Annotated in this window: 1 protein-coding gene; it reads right to left on the reverse strand. The window is 65.2% G+C overall.

What is annotated here, in order from left to right; translation table 11 throughout:
* Positions 1-769, reverse strand: a 769-nt coding sequence (locus EN859_RS35125; protein WP_135913591.1) for an IS630 family transposase, incomplete at its 3' end; no start/stop codon positions are given.
* Positions 770-797 lie beyond the last annotated feature (28 nt).

A 797-nucleotide genomic window follows, 5' to 3' on the forward strand; every position in this document is an offset into this window, starting at 1 on the left:
TGACGTGGACGGCCTTGCCGGCCGGCACTTGCGCGTCGATGGCGTTGAGGAAGCGGATGAACTCCTGATGGCGGTGTCGCTGCATGTTCTTGCCGATCACGGTGCCGTCGAGCACGTTGAGGGCGGCAAACAGTGTGGTCGTGCCGTTGCGCTTATAGTCGTGCGTCATGGTGCCGAGCCTTCCCTTCTTCATGGGCAGGCCGGGCTGGGTGCGGTCGAGCGCCTGGATCTGGCTCTTCTCGTCGACCGACAGCACGATGGCGTGGGCCGGCGGATCGACATAGAGGCCGACGACGTCGCGCAACTTGTCGACGAACTTCGGATCGTTGGAGAGCTTGAACTGCCGCCAGCGGTTTGGCTGCAGCCCGTGCGCCTTCCAGATGCGGCGCACTGCGCTGGCGCTGATGCCAGCAGCCTGCGCCATCATGTCGGCGGTCCAGTGCGTCGTCTCACCGGGAGGATCTGCGCGCGTGAGCGCCATCACGCGCTCGGCGATCTCGGGCCCGAGCGGCGCAATGCGCGAGGGCCGCGTCTTGTCACGCAGTAGCCCCTCGAAGCCTTCAGTGGCGAAGCGCTCCTGCCAGCGCCACACACAGGTCTTGGACTTGCCGGTCCGCCGCATGACTTCGATCGTGCCGGCGCCGTCGGCGCTCAACAGCACGATCTCGGCGCGCCAGACGTGCTTCTGCGGGCTGTTACGGTCTTTGACCAAGGCAACCAAACGCCGATGGTCAGAAGGCGAGACGGTGAGAGATATTCCTGTGCGCATACCCATGACTCGCACGCGGGCAGGCAAA

The sequence above is a fragment of the Mesorhizobium sp. M00.F.Ca.ET.216.01.1.1 genome, from assembly GCF_004010325.2.
GTDB lineage: Bacteria > Pseudomonadota > Alphaproteobacteria > Rhizobiales > Rhizobiaceae > Mesorhizobium.